The organism is Kitasatospora sp. NPDC096140 (genome assembly GCF_040303045.1).
Taxonomy (GTDB): domain Bacteria; phylum Actinomycetota; class Actinomycetes; order Streptomycetales; family Streptomycetaceae; genus Kitasatospora.
The window spans coordinates 127485-143507 of the sequence record NZ_JBEOUW010000006.1 but is presented as its reverse complement, the minus strand read 5'-3'; the positions used below and the strand labels follow the sequence as shown (position 1 = coordinate 143507).

Genomic DNA, 16023 nt, shown 5'->3' with positions numbered 1-16023 from the left:
GCAGGGGTTCGATGAACGGCGGCGCTGTGTCCGCACAACCACGGTCGCGGGGCCTCGCGGCACTCGTCGGCAGCCTGTTCCTGGTCGACCTGGGCGCCGCGATGTGCACCATCGCACTGCCGTTGCTCCTGGTCCAGGACTACGGCTTCTCCGTGGCGGTGGGCCTGACACTGGCGCTCCAGGTGGTGCCGAGCGTCCTGTTCGGGCCCATCGCGGGCAGCATGATCGACCGGTTCGAACCGCGGCGGCTCGCCGTCGTGAGCGCGGTGGGCTCCGCCGTCCTGGTCGCCGTCATCCCGTTCGCCGACGCGCTCTGGCAGTTGCAGGTGCTGGGCGTCGCCGTCGGCATCGCCACGATGATCGAGGGCCCGGTCCGGCTGGTGCTGCGCTCGTCGGTGATCGAGGAGGGCGACGAACTGCGCGGGAACGGCCTGATCGTGACCGCAGAACGGGTCCCCTCCGTCCTGGGCCCGCTGCTGGTCGCCCTGGCCTTCGCCCTCGGCGAGGTCCGCGTCGTGTTCCTCGCCGCCGCCCTCCTCGGCCTGCTGGCCGGAGCCCTCATGTACGCCGTGCCCGGCCCCGCCGCGCAACCGGACGCGGCGGCGGACCGCGACGCCGCAGCGGAGGGCGACCCGGCGCGCCCCACCGGCTGGCGCGCCCTCGCCCGCGAGGCGTACGTCGACAACACCCGGAGCCTGCTGCGCACCATCGGCAAGGACCGCTTCATGCGCGGCCTCACCCTCACCGCCTTCACCTACGTCTGCGCGGTGTCGGTCGGCCGGTTCGCCCTGATCCAGCTCGGCGCGGTGGAGTTCCACGACGTTCCCGGCTTCTACGGCTACCTCGCCGGGGCGATGGCGCTCGGCGGCGTCGTCGGCGGGCTGCTCGCAGGGCGCCTGACCCGGTTCCGCAACGGCTCCCTCTACGTCGCCGGGAACGTCCTCGAAGCCGTCGCCTGGATCGCGGTGGCCGCCACCGGCTCCACGGTCCTGGCCCTGCTGATGATGTGCGCGGCCGGCGTGCTGGAGTCGATCGCGACGACGGTGTTCTTCGCCGAGGCGCAGACCAGGGTGCCCGAGGAGGTCGCCGGCTACTACTACGCGGCGCTGATCCCGCTCACCGAGGCCTTCGGGTTCGCCGGGGCCGGGCTGGGCGCGACGGTCGCCGCCTGGTCCGGGTCCGCCGCGGCGGTCTGCGCCGCGGCCCTCATCGCCGTCCCGGTGCTGCTCACCGCGCGCTGGTACCGGATCCCCGCGGGGGCGGCGCTGTGAACAGGCTCAGCAACTACGCGACCTTCAGCCGCTTCGCCGGGCTCACGGTCGTCTCCCACGCGGTCAGCGCCGCCCGGATCTCGCTGCCGGGGCCGGTCGCGGAGCGGCTGCACGCCTTCGCGGGCCGGGAGTTCACCGACGACGAGTTCGTCCGGGCCGGCGATCCCGGCAGCGGCACCGCGTCCGTCCGGGCCGGCGATCCCGGCAACGGCGACGCGTCCGTCCGGGCCGGCGATCCCGGCAACGGCGACGCGTGCGTCCGGGCCGGCGATCCCCGTGGCGGCGCCGAGTTCGGCCGGGACGACGAGCGCGCCGGGCTGCTGCGGCTGCTGCGCTCCCGCCACCTGGTCGTGGACGCGGACGAGGACGAGCGCGGCCGCTGGGAGCTCTTCCTCCGGGACGGCCTCCCCGAGGCGGGCCCGTACGACCGGTCGACGTTCTGGAGCGCACGGCCGCTCGACGCGCCGACGCTGGCCCGGCTGGGGCGCACGGACTCCGGGGCCGTCCGCCCCGTGCGGGTCGTCGGCCTCGGCGGCTGCGTGCTCGACTTCGCGCGCGACGAGCTCCTCCACGAGGGATACGCCCGCGGCCTCGACATCTCCTTCGAGACGGTCTGGCCGGACAGCACGGCCCGGCTGCGCAGCGTGGAAGCCGATCTGGTGATCCTGCAGTTGGGAATCTTCCCGCACCTCACCCGGCTGTGGGACGCCGCGCCGGCCCAGGATCCGGCCCAGCGCCGGGTCGCGCTCACCCGGATCAAGAAGCTGTTCACCCGCTGGGTGACCGCCCTGACCGAGAGCCTTCCCGACTCGGGCCTCGCCGTCGTGCACAACGTCGCGCCGTCGGCGCTGTCCCCGTACGGCAGGTTCGAGCACGCGGTCGACCTCAACACCCGCGAGGTGCTGGCCGAGCTCAACGGCCATGTGGACGAGCTGCTGCGGGCCGACCCCCGGCTGCTGCTCCTGGACGAGGAACGGCTCGTCGCCCGGCACGGCGCGCTGACGCTGTTCGACGACCACCTGGTGCCGTTCGGGCACCACGGCGGGGACCAGGACCCGCGCATCGAGATCGCCAACCAACGCCCGGCGCTGGGAAGGGTGTTGGCGGCCGAGTACCTGGACCTGTACGAGGCGGCGACCCGGCAGGGCGAGATCAAGTGCGTGGTGACCGACCTGGACGGCACGCTGTGGCCCGGGATCGCGGCCGACGACGGCTTCGGCTGGACGGACTCCGACTCGACGAGCAGCTGGGTCCACTTCGGACTGCACCAGACGCTGCGGCTGCTCAAGTCGCGGGGGCTGCTGCTGGCGACGTGCAGCAAGGGCACCGAGCGGTACACCCTCGACGCGTGGCGGGCCGCGGAGCACCCGATGCTGCTCGGCCCGGACGACTTCGTCACGCACCGCATCAACTGGAGCCGCAAGTCGGCGAACGTCGCCGACATCGCGGCGGAGCTCGGGTTCGCCCCCGGTGCGCTGCTGTTCCTGGACGACAATCCGGTGGAGCGCTGGGAGGTGGCCCGCGCCCTGCCGGACGTCCGGATCCTCGACGGCGAGCCGCACACCTTCCGCCGGCAGCTCCTCGACTCGCCGCTGCTGGACCGTCCCCCGGCCGGCGCGGAGGCGCGGAACCGGTCGGAGACCACCCGGGCGATGCTCGCCCGCGGGAGCGTCGAGGCCGCCGACCCGGTCGAGTTCATCCGGGAGCTCGACGTGGAGGTCGAGGTGCGGGAGGCGGTCGCGGCCGACCTGCCCAGGCTGGCCGAGCTGTTCAACCGCACCAACCAGTACACGACGACGGCCTGGCGGCCGGGTGCGCGGGAGCTGGAGGCACTGCTCGGCGGCCCGGACGGCGCGCTGTTCGTCTGCCGGGTGCGGGACCGCTTCGCCGACTACGGGCTGACCGGTGTGCTGGCCCTCACCGGTGACGACGTCACCTGCCTGGCGGTGAGCTGCCGGGTCATCGGGCTCGACATCGGGCCGGTGTTCCTGGCCGCCGCCCTGCACCGCTCGGGCCGCGCGCGCCCCGGGGTCGGCGGCCGGTTCGTCCCGACCGGGCGGAACGCGGCGGCCGGTGACGTCTTCCTGCGCGTGGGTCTGCGCCCGGGGCCCGACGGGCGGTTCGCCCTGGTCGAGGAGGGCGACCTGGTGGGGACGGACGCCTTCCCGCACCGGCTCGTCCGTCCGTAGGCCGCGCACGGCGGCCGCCGCGACACCGTCCCGCCGACACCCACGGCAACACGCGCGGCCCCACGCGCCCACACGGCAACACACGCAACACGTGCAACAGCACGCACAGCAAACACCGCAACGGCCAGGTCCGGTGCCGCCGAGGCACACGGGCCGGACTGGAGACAAGGAGGATCATGCGTACACGTATCGTCGTGCTCGGCGGTGCCGGTTTCCTCGGTTCCCACCTGTGTGACCGCCTGGTCGGTGACCGGCACGAGGTGGTCTGCGTCGACAACCTCTCCACCGGCTCCCCGGCCAACGTCGAACACCTGGTGGGAGCCCCGAACTTCACCTTCGTCGAGGCCGACGTCGCACACCCGCTGCAGATCTCCGGCCGGGTCGACGCCGTCCTGCACCTCGCCTCGCCCGCGTCCCCCGCCGACTACCTGCGGCTCCCGCTGGAGACGCTGCGGGCGGGATCGCTCGGCACCTTCCACGGCCTGGAGCTGGCCGTGCGGAAGGACGCCCGGTTCGTCCTCGCGTCGACCTCGGAGGTGTACGGGGACCCGGCGGAGCATCCGCAGCCGGAGTCCTACTGGGGGAACGTCAACCCCGTCGGCCCCCGGTCGTGTTACGACGAGGCGAAACGTTTCGCCGAGGCCGCCACCACCGCATACCGGCGGGCACTCGGGGGCGACACCTGCATCGTGCGGATCTTCAACACCTACGGCCCCCGGATGCGCCCCGGCGACGGCCGGGTAATCCCCAACTTCATCCACCAGGCGCTGCGCGGCGAGCCGCTCACCGTCGCGGGGGACGGCCGGCAGACCCGCTCGTTCTGCTACGTCGACGACCTGGTCGACGGACTCGTCCGGGCCGTGCACGGCACCGCCACCGGGCCGGTCAACCTCGGCAACCCCGTCGAGACCACGATCCTCGAACTCGCCGAGCTCGTCCGCCGGATCACCGGGACGGCCTCGGGGATCACGTTCGTCCCCCGGCCCCAGGACGACCCGTACGTCCGGCGGCCGGACATCTCCCGGGCTCGGGCGGAACTCGACTGGCAGCCCGGGGTGGACCTCGGAACAGGACTGGCCGCGACGGTCTCCTGGGTCGAACAGTCCCTGGCCCGGGCCGTTCCGGCCGGGGCGCCCGGCCGGCCGACGACACCTCGGGGAGGGGAACTCCGTTGACCGCGACCACCGCGACCACCGTGGCCCGCACGGCCGACGTCGCCGCATTCACCCACGCCTTTCTCGGCGCCCGCCACGAACTGGCGGACGTGCTGACGGACCTCGCGGTCCGGCAGAGCGCCGAGGACGAGATCTTCCGATCGGTGCGGGCGCTGTCCGGCGCCGCGTGGGAACTCCAGCAGTACGCGCCCCGCCGGCTGAACCGGCTGGCGACGTTCCTGCCGTCCAACAACGTCCTCTACTCCTACGTCCTCTTCGGGATCGTCCCGTCCCTCTACACCGACGAGGTGCTCATCCGGCCCTCGGCCCGGACCGGCGACACCGCCGCGGCCGTTCACGAGATCCTGCGCCCCCACCTCGCGCGGCTCGCCGGCCGGGTCGAGCTCACCGGGGCCTCCCAGCGGGCCTTCACCGGCGAATGCGCCCGGTCGGACCTGGTGGTCTTCACCGGGCAGCCGGACAACGCCGAGGCCGTGGGCTCCGCCCTGGGCCCCGGCACGACCCTGCTCGCCTTCGGCTCGGGCCCCAACCCGATCGTCCTCGGCCCGCGGGCCGACCTCGATCGCGGCTGCCGCGCGGTGCTGGAGGCCAGGACGTACAACTCCGGGCAGGACTGCCTCGCCCCCGACCTGGTCTTCGTGCACCGGTCGGTCGCCCGGGAGGCCGCGGACCGGCTCGGCACCGCCCTGGCCGAACTGCCGGTCGGCGACCGCCGGGACCCGGAGGTGGTCGTCGCCCCCCTGGTGTACCCCGACGCTGTCGCCGGAGCCGCGGAGTTCCTCGACGCCCACCGGGAACACGTGCTGCGCGGCGGCCGCGTCGACCCCGCCACGGGCGCCGTCGAGCCGACGCTGCTGCGCCTGCCCTGGCAGGAGGCCTTCCACCCGCCCGAGCTGTTCTCCCCGGTCCTGGTGCTCATGGAGTACGACCGCGCCGAGCAGGTCGAGGCCTGGTTGAACTCGCCCGCCGAGCTGGCCCGCGGCATGTACGTCTCCGTCTTCGGGGAGCCGGGGCTGCGCGGGGAGCGCATCGGGACCTCGGTGACCTGCCACGAGCGGACGACCTTCGACATCGAGGACGGGAACCAGCCGTTCGGCGGGTACGGCCGGCAGGCCAACAGCGTCCGGCGCGGGGGCCGCATCGAGACGAGGCCGCTCCTGGTGTCCGCGGAAACGGGCCGACGATGAACCTCCGCGCGACCTCCCTGCACACCGCCGCTCCCGGCCACGCCTGCGCGACCGGCCCGTTCGAGGTGCCCGCGGCCGTCCGGCTCGGCATCGTCGACCCGGCCGCCGCCCGGACCCTGGCCTGCGCGTTGACCCGCGCGTTCGACGGCACGGCCGACAGCGCGGTGCCCGTCATCGTGGCCCTGACCGAGTACGCCCGGGCCTCGGCCGACCGCTTCACCGGCCGGCACGACGACCCCGGGCACCGGATGCGGCCCTCCGACTCCACCGGGCTCGAACCCTCGGGCGTGCTCCAGCCGTTCCTGACGGCCTCCGGCTGGCAGGGCCGCTGCCACCTCGTCACCAGCCGGAACGACGCCGCCGGGCAGGCGCTGCGCTGGGCGACCGCCCTGGTCGGAGCGGGTCGGGCGCCCTCGGTCGTCGTCTGCGACCTGCCCCGGGACGAGCACGGGGCCTACTGGGCGGTCGCGGTCCGGCTGTGGGGCGGCGCAGCGGCGCCCCCCGCGGCACCGACCGACCGGGCGACCTCCCGGGCGCCGGACCCCTGCGCACCGGACTCCCGGGCGCCGGACCTCTGGGCTGCGGACCCCTGGGCCGCGGACCCCTGGGCATCCGACCCCTGGACACCGAACCCCTGGGCGGCGGACTCCTGCACGCCGGACGCGGTACCCCCGGACAGCGCCCTGACGGCGTTCGCCACCGCAGCCGGTGCCCCGGCGGCGCTCGGCGCCGTCCCCCACCGAACGACCCGAACCACCCCAACCACCCGGACCACCCGAACCACCCTCATGACGAAGGAGGCCGGTCATGGCTGACCGCAGCCAGTGGGACGCGGTCGCCGCCGTCCTGGCCGACGCGGGCTGCGCCCTGGTGACGGGACTGCCGTCCGACGAACCCGGCCTGCTGGACGCCGCCGGGCGCCGGCCGGGGCTGACCGCCCTGCCGGTGCGGGACCAGCGGGTCGCCGCCTGCGCCGCGATCGGCCATGCGACGGTCTCCGGCCGTCCGGCCGTCGTCGCCGTGGACTCGGGGCCGAGCTTCAGCAACGCGCTCACCGGGCTGCTCGAAGCCTCCTCCCTGTGCTGTCCGGTCGTGGTGGTGACGACGCGTATCCCGGTCGCCGGGCTCGGCCGGGGCGGGTTCCAGCAGCTCGACCAGGCCGCCATGGCGGGCCCGCTGGTCAAGTGGTCGGTGCTCGTGGAGAGCCCGGAGCAGCTGCGCTGGGCGTTGCGGCGGGCGGTCCACCTGTCGGTCAACGGGACGCCGGGCGTCGTCCTGGTGGAGGTCGCCGCCGAGGTGCTCGCCGCGGAGCCGGTGGACGACGCGCCGACCGGCGAGCCCGTCGCGCGGGTGCGTTCGGTCGCCGACGACGCGTCGCTGGAGCGGGCCGCGGCGCTGCTGAGCGCGGCGACCGCCCCGGTGGTGGTCGCCGGCGGCGGGGCGAAGGGGGCGGGCGCGCCGCTGCGCGCGCTGGCGGAGCGGCTGGGCGCCCCCGTGTTCACCACGGCGTCCGGCCGGGGGGTGATCGACGAGGAGCACCCGCTGGCCCGCGGGCTCGTCGGGCTCTACGCCGGCCCGTCGGCGCAGCGGATCCTGGACGCCGCGGACGTGGTGCTGCTGGTCGGCTCCCGCTTGGAGGAGACGGCCAGGACGGGCTGGACCCGCCTGGACGACAAGCGGTTCGTCCACGTGGACTGCGAGTCGGCGGTCTTCTCGACCGTCGTCGAACCGGCGGTGCCGCTGCTCGGCGACGCCGCCCTCACGCTCGGCCGGCTCGGTGAACTCGTCGCGGCGGCGGGGCCGGTGGCCGTGGCCGAGCCGACCGTCCCCCGGTCCGCCGAACCCCCGACGGACGAACCCCCGACGGACGAGCCGCAGCGCCTCACCGCGCGGCACGCGTTCGGCGCCCTCACCGAGGTCTTCGGACGTGATCTGACGCTGGTGCAGGAGAACGGCCTGCACGACATCTGGGGCTACCAGTACCCGGTCCTGACGGTCAGCGACCGCACCACCCTGGTCGTACCCGGCGAGCAGACCATGGTCGGCTTCGGCCTCGGCGCGGCCCTCGGGGCGGCGGTGGCCCGGCCTGAGCGGCCGACCGTCCTGGTCTGCGGCGACGGCGCCTTCGAGATGAGCCTGGCCGCGCTGCCGACGATCGCCGAGAACGGCTGCGGCCTCACCGTGCTCGTGTTCGACAACCGGGGGTTCGGCTGGCCGCGCTACCTGCGCGACCTCGAAGGCGCCCCCACCGAGGTCACCCGGTTCCCGGCGCCCTCCCACGCCACCGCGGCGGTGGCCGCACTCGGCGGGTGGACGGCTCGGCCGACGACGCCGGCCGAACTGGTCGCCGCCCTCGACGAGGCCCGCCGGCTCAACGTCGACGGACGGATGGCCCTGCTGACGATCAGGGTCGACGACGGCGACGTGCCCACCGCCGTACGCCGGATCTTCGACCCGGCCCCCGGCTCGACACTCGACTCGGCCTCCGGCTCGGCACTCGACTCGGCCTCCGCTTCGACCCCCGTCCCGGTCCCCGACTCCCCGGAGCGGCCGTGATGACCTTCTTCCCGCTGACCGTGGACGGCGCCGACGTCCCGCGCGCCCACCTGGTGGAACTCACCGACCGGCTGACGGCGGAGCTTGCGGGCCACGGCGTGGGCGCCGGGCGGGCGGTGATGCCCGCGACGGGTGATCCCGTGACGACCGTGGCCACCATGCTGGCGGCCGACCGCCTGGACGCCCCGGTGCTGCTGGGCGGCCACGCCGCGACGGACGCGGAGCCGGCCTGGGCGGTGGTGGACGCGACGGCGCGGGTGCGCGCCGCGCGCGACCGCCCCGGCGGCCCGCTGCCCGAGCGCACCGCCGCGGTGCTGTGGACGTCCGGCACCTCCGGCCGCCCCAAGGCCGTCGCCCTGTCGCGGCAGGCGCTGGCGTACCAGGGCGACGCGACCGCGGCCCACCTCGGGATCTCGGCCCGGGACCGGCTCCTGCTGCCGCTGCCGTTGCACCACTCCTACGCCTACAGCGTGCTGCAGGTGTGCCGGAGCACCGGCGCCCACCTGTACGTCGAGAGCGGGTTCCAGGTGCGCCGGATCATCCGGCGGATCAGGGACGCCCGCATCACCTCGATGGACGGCGTGCCGTCCATGTACCGCGCCCTCGCGGCCGACGCGGGCTCCCACCCGGAGACCCGGGCGGCCCTGGCGGGCCTGCGGATCCGCGGCTGCGGCGGCGACGTGCTCGCCCCCGGTCTGCACGAGCGGTTCGTCGGCCGTACCGGGGTCGGGCTGCACGACGGCTACGGGCTCACCGAGGCCGGCCCGAACGTGGCGATCAACGTGCCCGGCCGGATCCGGCCCGGTTCGGTCGGCAGCCTCCTCGACGGGACGAGGGCGCGGGTGCACGGCCCGGACCGCGAGGTCCAGGTCAACAGCCCCAGCCTGATGACCGGTTACGTGGACCCGGCCACCGGTGCGCTGCTCCCGGCGCCGTTCACCGAGGACGGCTGGCTCCCCACGGGGGACACCGGAGCCGTGTCGCCGGACGGCCACCTCACCATCACCGGCCGGATCAAGGAGGTCCTCATCGTGCACGGCGAGACGGTCGCACCCGCGATCCTCGAAGACGTCATCCGCACCGTCCCCGGCGTCGCCGAGGCCGTCGTGCTCGGGCGGCCCGGGCGGGCACGCGGGGACGAGATCCACGCGTTCGTCCAGCCCGCCGACGGCGCCGCGGACCGGGCGGCGCTCCGGGCGCGGGTGCTGGCCGCCTGCCGCGGCGCGCTGCCGCCGCAACTGCGGCCCCGGGCCGTCCACCTGGCGGCCGAACTCCCGCGCACCGCCTCGGGGAAGGTGGAACGGCGCGGGCTGCGCGCCCTGTACGCGGACGTGCTGGGAGCCGGGTCGTGACCGGGGTCGCCCTCACCGGGCTGGGACTCGTCACCCCGTTCGGGGTGGGGCCGGGCGCCTTCCGGGCGGGGCTCCTCGCCGGGGCGTCCGCGATCGGCCCGCTGACCCGCTTCGCCGATCCGGCCCGGGCCGGCGACCCGCGCGAGCGCGTCGCCGCGCAGATCGACGGGTCGGTGTGCGGCGCGCCCGTCGGGGGGCTCAAGAGCCGGCTGACCGAGACGGTCGTCGCCCAGGCGCTGCGCCGGGCCCGGCTGCCCCGGCTCCCGGACGGCGCGCTCACCGTGATCGCCGGGCAGACCCCGGTCAGCGCCTCCCCCACCGCCTTCGCCCGGGACTTCGAGAGCCCGCGGCCCGGCGCGGCGACCGGCCCGGTGGTGCAGGTGCCGCACGCCTGCGCGTCCTCCGCGTTCGGCCTGGCGCTCGCCCGGGACTGGCTGCTGTCCGGCGGCGCCGACGTCGCCCTGGTGGTCGGGGTGGTCACGCTCAACCCGTACGACTTCTCCAGCATGGATCTGGTCCGAGCGCAGAGCGGGCGCGGCGCGGCGCCGTTCGACGTGCGCCGGGACGGCATGACCCTGGGCGAGGGCGGCGGGGCGGTGGTCCTGGAGACCTTCGCGCACGCCCGGGCCAGGGGGATCGACCCCGGGATCGCGCTGACCGGCGCGGCCTGCCTGATCAGCGGCGGGAGCGTGGCCGACTCGCAGGCGGAGGCCATCGGCGCGTGCGTCGCCGAGTCGCTCGACCAGGCCGGGACGACGGAGGTGGACTACGTCCACGCCCATGCCACCGGGACGCCGCAGGGCGACGCCGCGGAGCTCGCCGCGCTCGACGTCACCGCGGCCCGCCTGGGCTGGTCCGGCGTGCCGGTCGGCTCGCACAAGGGCGCGATCGGGCACCTGCTGCACGCCTCGACCATGCCCGCCGTCGCGGCGGCGGTGGGCTTCCTGAAGACCGGGATCGCCCCCGGCACACCGGGGCTGACCGAGCCCATCGCCGCCGAGCGGATGCACGTGGCGGTCGGTCCGGTGCGCACCGACCGGGCGCGGCACGTGCTGGTCGACGGCTTCGGGTTCTACGGCAACTACGCCTCCCTGGTGGTCAGCAGGGTGCCCGGCGGCCCGGCGCCCAATGGCAGGGTGCCCGCCGGACCGGAGCCCGACGGCAGGGTGCCCGCCGGACCGGAGCCCGACGCGCGGCACGACCCCGCGGGGGACGAATCGAGAGAGGTGGAGTGGTCATGACCCGTTGGAGTCCGATGCTGCTCGACGAGGCCGAGCTGCGCACGATGCCGGACCTGCCGCTGCCCGCGGTGCTCGGGCACGCCGACGCAGTGATCGACACCCGCCCGAGCAGCCGCGCCCTGTACCGGAGTTGGGAGCGCCAGCACTGGGCCGCCGACGAGATCGCGCTGGAGCGGGACGCGGCGAACTGGTCGCGGCTGCCCGACCCCGTCCGGCAGCGGGTGCACAAGCTGATCGTCAACTTCCTGATCGGGGAGTACACCGGCCTGGAACTCCTCGGGCCGATCCTGACCGGCTGCCCCGACGAGGACTCCCTGGTGTACGTCGGCACCCAGCTCGCCGACGAGTCCCGGCACACCCACCTCGTCCGGCGGATCGCCGTCGACGTGCTCGGCATGCCCGCCGACCTGGAGGCGGCCCTCCCCGAGGGATGGAGTCAACTCTCACCAGCTCAAAGGGAGTTGAGCACGCTGGAGGCCGAGCTGATCGGCCGGATCGCCCGGCCGATGCCCGGCTACGAGGACTGGCTGCGCGCCGTCACCGTCTTCCACCTGGTGACCGAGGGCATCCTCGCCCTGCACGCGCAGCGGACGCTCGTGGGCTCGCTGCGGGCGGGCGGCACCCTCCCGGGGATCCGGGCGGGCTTCGTCGCGATGACCCGCGACGAGTCCCGCCACGTGGCCTTCGGGATGCAGGCCCTGCGGGAGGGCCTGAGCCGCGGCCACGAGGAGGCGATCACCGACGTCCTCGTCACCGCGATGCCGCTCGCCGTCTGCGTCGAGGCCGAGGAGCCGATGCCGGCCGAGCAGCGCGCGCAGGTCGTCGCGGTCGCGGAACTCCTGCGTACCGAGGCGGTCCTGCGGATGCGCCAGATCGGCATGAGCCGGGCCGCCGTGGCCCGGGTGCTCCGGGCCACCGACCGGGCGATCTCCCTCCTGCGCGCACCCGGCCCGCAGGCGACCACCCCCCACCCGATGCGAAGGACCGCACCATGACCCTCCCCGAAGTCTCCGTCGTCACGCTGACCCGCGACCGTCCCGATGCCCTGCTGCGGGCCGTGCGCTCCGTCGCCGCCCAGACCGGGGTCGCGGTCGAGCAGATCGTGGTCGGGGACGACGCCGACCACCTGCGCGACCCCGACCACCTGGCGCAGCTGCGGGCTGTGCTGCCCGGCATCGTGATCGAGAACGTCGCCAGGCCCGCCGCGCCCGAGTACCGCTCCGCCCGGCTCGGACGGCTGCGCAACCGCGGGATCGCCCTGGCCACCGGGGAGTTCGTGGGCCAGCTCGACGACGACAACACCTTCGCGCCCGACCACCTGAGCAGCCTGGTCCGGGCGTTGACGGACAACCCGCACGTCGAGGTGGCGCACAGCTGGCGGCTGCTGGTCGACCCGGCGGGGCAGCCCTACGTCCCGGACGGCGAGGACCCCTGGCACCCGGACCCCGACCCGGAGCGGCGCGCGATCAGCTACCGCTACCTGTGCGAGCACGGCGTCTTCACGCCCGGCTCGAACGTCGTCCGGGACAGGTTCGCCTCCGGCGGGACGGTGCTGGCCCGGATCGACACCAGCGAGTACCTCGTGCGCCGCCGCTTCCACGCCGGGACGGGCTTCCCCGAGACCTTCTCGCCGGCCCGCCAGAAGCTGGAGTGGACGGAGGACTTCGTCTTCGCGCTGCAGCTCGCGCGCGCCGGCGTCGAGGTGGTCTGCACCGAACGCGCGACCGTGAACTACACGATGGGCGGCTTCTCCAACAGCCACGCCCTCCAGAGCGACGCCGGTTAGGGGGCAGCCATGTGGATCCTCGGCGTGAACGCGCCCCCGACCGGCTGGCACGACGCCGCGGCGTGCCTGGTCGACGGCTCCGGTGAGGTCGTCGCCTTCTGCGAGGAGGAACGGCTCAGCAGGCGCCGCCACTCGATCTACCGCAAGCCCCGGCTGGCCGCCGAGTCCTGCCTCGCCCGGGCCGGCATCACCGCGGCCGACCTGGACGTGGTCGCGATCGGCTGGGACGCCGAACAGCTCTTCCCCGGACGGTTCCGGGACGACCGGGAGTTCCTGGAGCACATCGTCGGACTCGCCTTCGGCGACCGGCTCCCGGAGGTCGTCCGGGTGCCGCACCACCTGGCGCACGCGACCTCGGCGTTCCACGCGTCGCCGTACGAGAGGGCCGCGGTCCTGGTCGTCGACGGCAACGGGGAGAACGAGTCGTCGAGCGTGTGGACCTTCGCGCGCGACGCCCCGCCGCGCCTGGAGCGGGCCTGGCCGCGCAGCGCGTCCCTCGGCTACCTGTACGACGCGGCGAGCACCTGGCTGGGCTTCTCGTTCCTGAACGCGGGCAAGACCATGGGGCTGGCCGCGTACGGCCGGGCGGCGGGCCTGTCCACGGCCCCGCTGGCCGAGGTCGACGGCGACGGGTTCCGCCTGGCGCTCCCCGGCCCGCTCGGGGGCGGCGGGGCGCTCGGCGGTGGCGGGGCGCTCGGGACAGGCGGGGCGCTCGGGGGCTCCGGCCCGCTCGGGGGCTCCGAGCGGGCCACCGCCGCGCAGATCCGCGCCGAGTACGAGACGACCGTCGCCGCGTGGCGCGGGCTGTACTCCCGGATCGCGGGCGCCACCGGCCCGGACCTCCCCGAGGAGCGGCTGGCCGACGACCCCCGCGCGGTGCTGGTCGCCTACACCGCCCAGCGGGCCGTCGAGGAGTGCGTCACCGCACTGGCGGCGCTGGCCCGCAAGGCGGCGGGCGTCGAGGAGCTGTGCCTGGCCGGGGGCGTGGCGCTCAACTGCTCCACCAACGGCCTGCTGCCCGGGCCGGTGTTCGTGCCGCCCGTGCCGCACGACGCCGGTGTCGCGCTCGGCGCCGCCTGGAGCGTGCGCCCGCCCACGGCCGCCCCCGCACCGCTCGACCCGTACCTCGGCAGCCCGGTGCGCGAGCCGCACGGCCCCGCGCCGGCCGCGTACGGCCTGGTCCGCGCGGAGCTGTCGGTCGAGCAGGTCGCGGGCCTGCTGCTGGACGGGCAGGTGGGCGCGATCGCCGAGGGGCGGGCGGAGGTCGGCCCGCGCGCGCTGTGCCACCGCTCCATCCTCGCCGTGCCCCGGGACGCGGGTGTCGCGGACCGGGTGAACCGGATCAAGGACCGGGAGCGGTGGCGGCCGTTCGCCGGAGTCACCCGGGCCGCCCACGGCCCGCGCTTCTGGGGGGACGTCGGACACCTCTCCCGCTACATGCTCGGCGCGGCCCCCGTGACGCCCGAGGGCCGCGCGACGGCGGCCGGGGTGGTCCACGTGGACGGCACGACCAGGCCCCAACTGCTCGCCGGTGACGAGGCGCCCGTGGTCGGGGCGCTGCTGGACGAGCTGGACCGGCAGGGTGCGCCGCCGGTGCTGCTCAACACCTCGTTCAACGGCAAGGGCGAGCCCATCGTCGACAGCGCGGACGACGCGCTCCGCGCGTTCCGGGCGATGGACCTCGACTTCCTGATCCTGGAGGACTCCGTCTACCGCAAGCCCTACCGCCGCTGACCGCCGCTCCGACGGCCTCGGCCGCCGATCGCCCCGACCGCCCCGCCCGCCTCTACCGCTCCGCCCGCCCCGCTCCGACCTCCCCGACCTCCCCGACCTCCCCGACCGACGTCGAACAGGAAGACCACGTGAACAGAACGCTCCTCAGCGCCGAATTCGCCGCCGAACGGGCCGTCCGGGCGCCGGCGACCTGGGGGCAGCTGGAGTTCTGGCTCTGCATCCGGAAGACCGCCCCCCACGACGCGGCGTTCAACAACCACTCCGTCCTGCAGCTCGACGGGGTCGACCCGCAGACCTGCGTCCAGGCGCTGGCCTTCTTCACCGCCCGCCACGAGTCCCTGCGGACGACCTTCGAGACCGCCCCCGACGGAACCCTCCTGCAGCGCGCTCCGCGGACCGGCGCGGTGACCGCCGTACGGGTGGACGTCCCGGCCGAGGAGGTCCCGGCCGCCACCGACCGCCTGGTCGACGAGTTCATGCGGGAGAGCTTCGACTACCACGACGAACTCCCGGTCCGCTGCGGCCTGGTGGTGGCGGACGGGGGCGTCCGGTCGATGCTGCTGGTGATCTCGCACATGTCCATCGACGGCGCCGGCTGGGTCCCGCTCATGGACGAGTTCACGGCCTACCTCACCGAAGGCCCGGAGGCCGTGCCGCCACTGCCCGAGGACGCCTGGCAGCCGGCCGAGTTGGCGGCCTGGGAGGCCACCGCGGAGGCCGCCGACCTCACCGCGAGGACCGTCGCCTACGCGTCGGGCCTCCTGCGGTCGGCCGACCTGCAGAAGCTCCCCGACAATCCGGACGGACCGGAGTCGCCGAGGTTCCTCGGCGGCAGGCTCCGCTCCCGGGCCGCGTACCACGCCGTGGGCCTGATCTCCCGCCGCACCGGCCTGAGCACGACCACGGTGATCCTGGGCACGGTCTGCAGGCTCATCGGCCCGCTCGCCGGATCCGAGGTCGTCTCACTCTCCCTGATCTCCAGGCGACGCCTGAACCGCCGGACCCGCCGGATGGTGGGCAACCAGTTCCAGGAGGCCTTCTTCGCGCTCGACCTCGCCGACGCGAGCCCCCTGGAGGTGCTCGACCGCACCTGGAAGTCGACGGTCCGCGCCTACTCCCACTGCGGTGGCCATCCGATCGCCCTGGACCGGATGTTCCTGGACCACGGCAGGAAGCGGGAGGAGACCTTCCGCTACTGCTTCAACGACCGCCGCTACGACCACCGACCCGCCCCCGACACCGTCCCCGCCGAAGACCTGGAAGCCCTGCGCGACAGCAGCGAACTCTCCTGGCCCGAGCAGCCGGACGGCCAGTTCGACGCCTTCTTCCTCTGCCTGGAGGACGCCGACGGCGCCATCGACTTCCGGCTCACCGCGGACACCCTCCACTTCGGGCGCACGACGATCGCGGCCTTCCTCCACGACCTGGAGGCCCTCCTGGTCGCCACCGCGGCCGATCCGACCTGATCCCGCCCGGTCCCGCCGGCGCGCCCGCCGCCGCCGGGGCCCCCGGCCCCGCGGCGCGCCGGGGGC

At 75.1% G+C, this 16023-nt stretch carries 12 protein-coding genes; all 12 read left to right on the top strand.

All coding sequences use genetic code 11. The features are described 5' to 3' along the window. The first annotated feature begins 26 nt into the window (after positions 1-26). The 12 genes from ABT048_RS08110 (at position 27) to ABT048_RS08055 (ending at position 15957) form a co-directional block, all read left to right on the top strand. Positions 27-1271: an MFS transporter gene (locus ABT048_RS08110; RefSeq protein WP_350520479.1), complete on the top strand. Its 1245-nt coding sequence runs from the start codon at positions 27-29 to the stop codon at positions 1269-1271. Further along, positions 1268-3460 carry an HAD-IIIC family phosphatase gene (locus ABT048_RS08105; RefSeq protein ID WP_350520478.1) on the top strand — a complete coding sequence of 731 codons (2193 nt, stop codon included), beginning with the start codon at positions 1268-1270 and terminating at the stop codon, positions 3458-3460. The genes ABT048_RS08110 and ABT048_RS08105 overlap by 4 nt, the downstream gene beginning before the upstream one ends. Before the next feature lie 176 nt (positions 3461-3636). Beyond that, positions 3637-4635: a UDP-glucuronic acid decarboxylase family protein gene (locus ABT048_RS08100; RefSeq protein WP_350520477.1), complete on the top strand. Its 999-nt coding sequence runs from the start codon at positions 3637-3639 to the stop codon at positions 4633-4635. Then, positions 4632-5822 (top strand): aldehyde dehydrogenase family protein, encoded by a 1191-nt coding sequence (locus ABT048_RS08095; RefSeq protein ID WP_350520476.1) that lies wholly within the window; start codon positions 4632-4634, stop codon positions 5820-5822. The genes ABT048_RS08100 and ABT048_RS08095 overlap by 4 nt, the downstream gene beginning before the upstream one ends. Continuing rightward, on the top strand, positions 5819-6637 hold the full coding sequence (locus tag ABT048_RS08090; RefSeq protein ID WP_350520475.1) for a hypothetical protein: 819 nt from the start codon (positions 5819-5821) through the stop codon (positions 6635-6637). The genes ABT048_RS08095 and ABT048_RS08090 overlap by 4 nt, the downstream gene beginning before the upstream one ends. After that, positions 6630-8378, top strand: coding sequence for a thiamine pyrophosphate-binding protein (locus tag ABT048_RS08085; RefSeq protein ID WP_350520474.1), 1749 nt, complete (start codon positions 6630-6632; stop codon positions 8376-8378). Before ABT048_RS08090 ends, ABT048_RS08085 begins: the two co-directional genes overlap by 8 nt. Beyond that, complete coding sequence (locus ABT048_RS08080; RefSeq protein ID WP_350520473.1) at positions 8378-9730, top strand: class I adenylate-forming enzyme family protein; 1353 nt, start codon at positions 8378-8380, stop codon at positions 9728-9730. Before ABT048_RS08085 ends, ABT048_RS08080 begins: the two co-directional genes overlap by 1 nt. Continuing rightward, complete coding sequence (locus ABT048_RS08075; protein WP_350520472.1) at positions 9727-10971, top strand: beta-ketoacyl synthase N-terminal-like domain-containing protein; 1245 nt, start codon at positions 9727-9729, stop codon at positions 10969-10971. Before ABT048_RS08080 ends, ABT048_RS08075 begins: the two co-directional genes overlap by 4 nt. After that, a complete protein-coding gene (locus tag ABT048_RS08070; protein WP_350520471.1) occupies positions 10968-11966 on the top strand; it encodes a ribonucleotide-diphosphate reductase subunit beta in 999 nt (332 codons plus the stop codon). The genes ABT048_RS08075 and ABT048_RS08070 overlap by 4 nt, the downstream gene beginning before the upstream one ends. After that, a complete protein-coding gene (locus ABT048_RS08065; RefSeq protein ID WP_350520470.1) occupies positions 11963-12757 on the top strand; it encodes a glycosyltransferase in 795 nt (264 codons plus the stop codon). The genes ABT048_RS08070 and ABT048_RS08065 overlap by 4 nt, the downstream gene beginning before the upstream one ends. A gap of 24 nt (positions 12758-12781) precedes the next feature. Continuing rightward, positions 12782-14491, top strand: a complete 1710-nt coding sequence (locus ABT048_RS08060) for a carbamoyltransferase C-terminal domain-containing protein (RefSeq protein WP_350520469.1) — start codon at positions 12782-12784, stop codon at positions 14489-14491. Positions 14492-14619: 128 nt separating this feature from the next. Next, positions 14620-15957, top strand: a complete 1338-nt coding sequence (locus tag ABT048_RS08055; protein WP_350520468.1) for a condensation domain-containing protein — start codon at positions 14620-14622, stop codon at positions 15955-15957. The last annotated feature ends 66 nt before the right edge of the window (positions 15958-16023 follow it).

Bases quoted from the DNA above. Each gene is read 5' to 3' on its own strand.
- ABT048_RS08100 (WP_350520477.1), top strand. From the start codon at position 3,637: ATGCGTACACGTATCGTCGTGCTCGGCGGTGCCGGTTTCCTCGGTTCC.
- ABT048_RS08090 (WP_350520475.1), top strand. From the start codon at position 5,819: ATGAACCTCCGCGCGACCTCCCTGCACACCGCCGCTCCCGGCCACGCC.
- ABT048_RS08085 (WP_350520474.1), top strand. From the start codon at position 6,630: ATGGCTGACCGCAGCCAGTGGGACGCGGTCGCCGCCGTCCTGGCCGAC.
- ABT048_RS08080 (WP_350520473.1), top strand. From the start codon at position 8,378: ATGACCTTCTTCCCGCTGACCGTGGACGGCGCCGACGTCCCGCGCGCC.
- ABT048_RS08070 (WP_350520471.1), top strand. From the start codon at position 10,968: ATGACCCGTTGGAGTCCGATGCTGCTCGACGAGGCCGAGCTGCGCACG.
- ABT048_RS08065 (WP_350520470.1), top strand. From the start codon at position 11,963: ATGACCCTCCCCGAAGTCTCCGTCGTCACGCTGACCCGCGACCGTCCC.